This is a genomic window from Streptomyces aurantiacus (assembly GCF_001418335.1).
GTDB lineage: Bacteria > Actinomycetota > Actinomycetes > Streptomycetales > Streptomycetaceae > Streptomyces > Streptomyces aurantiacus.
On record NZ_LIPP01000277.1, the window covers coordinates 1 to 4,635 of the forward strand.

The window sequence follows — 4,635 nt, forward strand, 5'->3', positions numbered from 1 at the left end:
TAGGGGCGGCGGGGGCGAGAAAAACGCCTAGACCGGCCGCAACCACACCGTCGACAGCGGCGGCAGCGTGACCCGGATGCCCGCCGGCCGACCATGCCACGGCTGGTCGTCCGGCTTGACGGGATCCGCGTTCGCGACGCCACCCCCGCCGTACCGCCCGGCGTCCGTGTTCAGCACCTCGTGCCACGCGGGCACATCGTCCGGCACCCCGAGCCGGTACTCGTGCCGCACCACCGGCGAGAAGTTGGACACGGCGAGCAGCGGCGCCCCGTCGGCGGCGTGCCGGAGGAAGGCGAAGACGTTGTCCTCGGCGGCGTCCCCGGTGACCCAGCCGAACCCGGCGGGATCGGTGTCGAGCTCCCAGAGAGCCGGCACACTCCGGTAGACCGCGTTGAGGTCACGGACGAGATCGCGTACGCCCCGGTGGTCGGCCTCCGCCCCGTACGACGGGTCGAGGAGCCACCAGTCGGGCCCGTGCGCCTCCGACCACTCGGCACCCTGGGCGAACTCCTGGCCCATGAAGAGGAGTTGTTTGCCGGGGTGGGCCCACATGAAGCCCAGGTACGCCCGTTGGGTGGCCCGCTGCTGCCACCAGTCGCCCGGCATCTTCGACACCAACGACCGTTTGCCGTGGACGACTTCGTCGTGCGAGATCGGCAGCACGTAGTTCTCGCTGTACGCGTACACCATCGAGAACGTCATCTCGTCGTGGTGGTACCTGCGGTGGACCGGCTCGTGGGTGACGTAGTCCAGCGAGTCGTGCATCCAGCCCATGTTCCACTTCAGCCCGAAACCCAGGCCGCCGAAGCCGCCGGGACCGATGTGGTGGGTCGCCCGGGTGACGCCGTCCCACGCGGTCGACTCCTCGGCGATCGTGACGACACCGGGCGAGCGCCGGTAGACGGTGGCGTTCATCTCCTGGAGGAAGGCGACCGCGTCGAGGTTCTCCCGGCCGCCGTGGACGTTGGGTGTCCACTGGCCGGCCTCGCGCGAGTAGTCGAGGTAGAGCATGGAGGCGACGGCGTCCACGCGGAGCCCGTCGATGTGGAACTCCTCGCACCAGTACACGGCGTTGGCGACGAGGAAGTTGCGCACCTCCCGCCGCCCGTAGTCGAACTCAAGAGTGCCCCAGTCGGGGTGCGCGGCCCGCAACGGGTCCTCGTGCTCGTACAGCGGCCGTCCGTCGAACTCGGCCAGTGCCCACTCGTCCCGGGGGAAGTGCGCGGGCACCCAGTCCATGATCACGCCGATGCCGGCCCGGTGCAGCGCGTCGACGAGGTACTTGAAGTCGTCGGGGGTGCCGAGGCGGGCGGTGGGCGCGTAGAAGCCGGTGACCTGGTAGCCCCAGGAGCCGCCGAAGGGATGCTCGGCGACCGGCATCAGCTCGACGTGCGTGAAGCCCAGGTCGGAGATGTAGACGGGGAGCTGCTCAGCCAACTGACGGTACGTCAGACCCGGACGCCAGGAGGCCAGGTGGAGTTCGTAGACGGAGAACGGGGCCCGGTGTGCGGGGCGGTCGGCCCGGCGCGCCATCCACTCCTGGTCCCGCCACTCGTGCCGCGAGGTGTGGATCACGGAGGACGTGGCGGGCGGCAGCTCCGTACGCCGCGCCATCGGGTCGGCCCGCATCGTCCTCGTGCCGTCGGGCCGGGTGATCTCGAACTTGTACAGCTCCCCCTCGCCGACACCGGGAGCGAACAGTTCCCACACCCCGGAGGAGCCCAGCGACCGCATCGGGAACGCGGTCCCGTCCCAGAAGTTGAAGGACCCCGAGATCCGTACACCGCGCGCGTTCGGTGCCCACACCGAGAAGCGGGTGCCGGGCACACCCTGGTGCTCCATCGGCTCCGCACCGAGGATCGTCCACAGCTGCTCGTGCCGCCCCTCCCCGAACAGGTGCAGATCGAGGTCGCCGAGCGTGGGCAGGAACCGGTACGCGTCCTCGATGTCCTGCACCACACCCTCGTACTCCACCGACAGCCGGTACTCCGGCACCTCCCGCAGGGGCAGCACCGCGGAGAAGAACCCCTCCCCGTCGTCGTGCAGTTCGGCGCGCAGCCCCTCGGCGAGGACGGTCACGGCGAGCGCGTACGGCCGCAGCGCCCGGAAGACCACGCCGTCGGGCACGGCGTGGGCCCCGAGCACCGAGTGCGGATCATGGTGCGCGCCCCCGAGCAGCCGCTCCCGGTCGGCCCGGTCCAGCACGACCGGCGAGCGCACTTCCTGTACCGGCTGTTCGGGCTGCACGGGCTGCACGGGCGCGGTCTCCGTGACTTCGGCGACCTCGGCGGTCTCGGCCCGTACGTCCTCGTCCGCGGGCTTGGCCTTCGCCTTGCCGACGGCCTCGCCCGAGGACTTGGCCTTGACCTTGGCCTTGGCCTTGGCCTTCGCGCTCTTCGGCTTCTTGGCGGGCGGGTTCGGGCGGGGCGTCACGGGCGGAGCCTCCTCGGTGGAGTGAGAGCTGGGGCGGGACTGGTCAGGATTGGACGGATCATGACAGTTCGGGTTCGGGTTCCTGCCGGGCCAGCCGGTGGACGGCCGCCATCGGCACGGGCAGCCAGTCGGGCCGGTGCCGTGCCTCGTACACGACTTCGTAGATCGCCTTGTCGGTCTCGTACGCGCGGAGCAGCACCGGGTCCGTTCGCGGGTCGAGCCCGCCGGCCTCGGCGTACCCGGAGCAGTACGCGGCCCGGCACGCGTCGGCCCAGCCGGTGACCCGGGGGAGCGTGTGCGCGGCGTAGTCGAAGGAGCGGAGCATGCCCGCCACGTCCCGTGCGGTCGGCTGGGGCAGGCGCCGTTCGGTCAGCGACTTGGAGGGCTCGCCCTCGAAGTCGATCAGCGACCAGCCACCTTCACCGCCGGACGCGTGGGAGGCGTTCCCGGACGGTGACCGCAGACACTGCCCCAGGTGCAGGTCTCCGTGGATGCGCTGGGCCGTCCAGGTCCTGCCCTCGCTCGCCAGTTCGGCGAGCGCGTCGAACGCGGATCGCAGACCGGACGCGTACGGCCGCAGCGTGGGCACCGCCTGGACGGCCGCCTTCAGCCGCTCGGTCATGGCGGCCGCGAGCGGCTCCATCTGCGCGCGTCCCATGGTCACCACGGGCAGCGCACGGGCCAGCGCCGTGTGCACCTCGGCCGTGGCCCGGCCGAGCGCCCGCGCCTCACCGCTGAAGTCCTCGCCCTTGGCGAGTTCGCGCAGTGCCAGGTCCCAGCCGTCCGAGGCGCCCCGGACGAAGGGCTGCAGGACACCCAGTACGTACGTGTCGCCGGCCAGGTCCGCCACCATCCAGCCGGCGGGCGCCGGCACCCGCGGGCAGCCCTCGCGGGCCAGCGCCAGCGGCAGCTCCAGATCGGGGTTGATCCCCGGCACGATCCGGCGCAGCACCTTCAGGATGAACGTATCTCCGTAGACGATCGAGGAGTTGGACTGCTCTGCCGTCACCAGGCGCGGCATGAGATCGCCTCGGATCTCCTGCCGGGCGTCCCGTTCGAAACGCAGCTCACCGATGCGCGCCCGTTCTCGCAGGGCCTCCAGGAGGACGTCGGCGGGCCGTGGGTCGTGCAGCGCCTCGTACACGGTCAGCCCGGCCAGCGGGCCCGCCGTCGGCCGGCCGATCAGCGCGGGCGCCAGCCGCGGAGGCAGTGCCTCGCGCACGCCGAGCAGCAGCTGGTAGCAGTCGGCCGGATGCGTGGGGGCGCTCTGCGTGGGGACGAGCGGCTGATGCGCCCGTACCAGCAGATGGAGCAGCGCCGGCGTGGAACTCGGAGGCAGCACCTCCGTCGCCGAGACCAGCGAGAACCCGGTGACGGGACGGCCCTTTCCCGCGAACCACCGCTGTCGTGGAAGCCACTCGCGCAGCAGTGGATCGAGGGACGCGAGGAGGCCGGGGCTTGTCGAAGCGGAGTGCACTGAGCGGGTGACGGCTTCGGACATGGCGTCGCGTCCTTTCCCCGGAGTCGGGGTGTTACTGATGCGTGCCCAGGGCGGGGCGGGGGAAACCGCCCCGCCGTCCGCTGTCCACGGAGTCCGGGACGGAGTCCGAGATGGAGTCCTAGACGGCGTCCTTGCGGAGCCGGAACCAGTAGAAGCCGTGGCCGGCGAGGGTGAGGAGGTAGGGGAGTTCGCCGATGGCGGGGAAGCGGACACCGCCGATGAGTTCGACGGGGTGGCGGCCGGTGAACGTCTGGAGGTCGAGCTCGGTGGGCTGGGCGAAGCGGGAGAAGTTGTGGACGCACAGGACGAGGTCGTCCTTGTGTTCGCGCAGGAAGGCGATGACGGCGGGGTTGGAGGAGGGGAGTTCGGTGTAGGTGCCGAGGCCGAAGGCGGGGTTCTGTTTGCGGATCTCGATCATGCGGCGGGTCCAGTGCAGCAGGCTGGACGGGGAGGACATCGACGCTTCGACGTTGGTGACCTGGTAGCCGTAGACCGGGTCCATGATCGTCGGTAGATACAGCCGCCCCGGGTCGCAGGAGGAGAAGCCGGCGTTGCGGTCGGGGGTCCATTGCATGGGGGTGCGGACGGCGTCGCGGTCGCCGAGCCAGATGTTGTCGCCCATGCCGATCTCGTCGCCGTAGTAGAGGATCGGTGAGCCGGGCAGCGAGAGCAGCAGGGCTGTGAAGAGTTCGATCTGGTTG

Annotated in this window: 3 protein-coding genes; all 3 read right to left on the reverse strand. The window is 70.8% G+C overall.

The features are described 5' to 3' along the window. Positions 1-27: 27 nt before the first annotated feature. Positions 28-2,433 carry a 1,4-alpha-glucan branching enzyme gene (glgB, locus tag AOK01_RS30880; protein ID WP_079103898.1) on the reverse strand — a complete coding sequence of 802 codons (2,406 nt, stop codon included), beginning with the start codon at positions 2,431-2,433 and terminating at the stop codon, positions 28-30. Between the two features lie 58 nt (positions 2,434-2,491). Then, positions 2,492-3,934 carry a maltokinase N-terminal cap-like domain-containing protein gene (locus AOK01_RS30885; protein WP_055517446.1) on the reverse strand — a complete coding sequence of 481 codons (1,443 nt, stop codon included), beginning with the start codon at positions 3,932-3,934 and terminating at the stop codon, positions 2,492-2,494. Between the two features lie 118 nt (positions 3,935-4,052). Further along, a partial coding sequence (locus tag AOK01_RS30890; RefSeq protein WP_213862173.1) for an alpha-glucosidase C-terminal domain-containing protein occupies positions 4,053-4,635 on the reverse strand: 583 nt, incomplete at its 5' end.

What these genes read in the sequence shown, in the direction of transcription:
- AOK01_RS30885 (WP_055517446.1), bottom strand. Translation starts at nt 3,934, where the DNA reads ATGTCCGAAGCCGTCACCCGCTCAGTGCACTCCGCTTCGACAAGCCCC.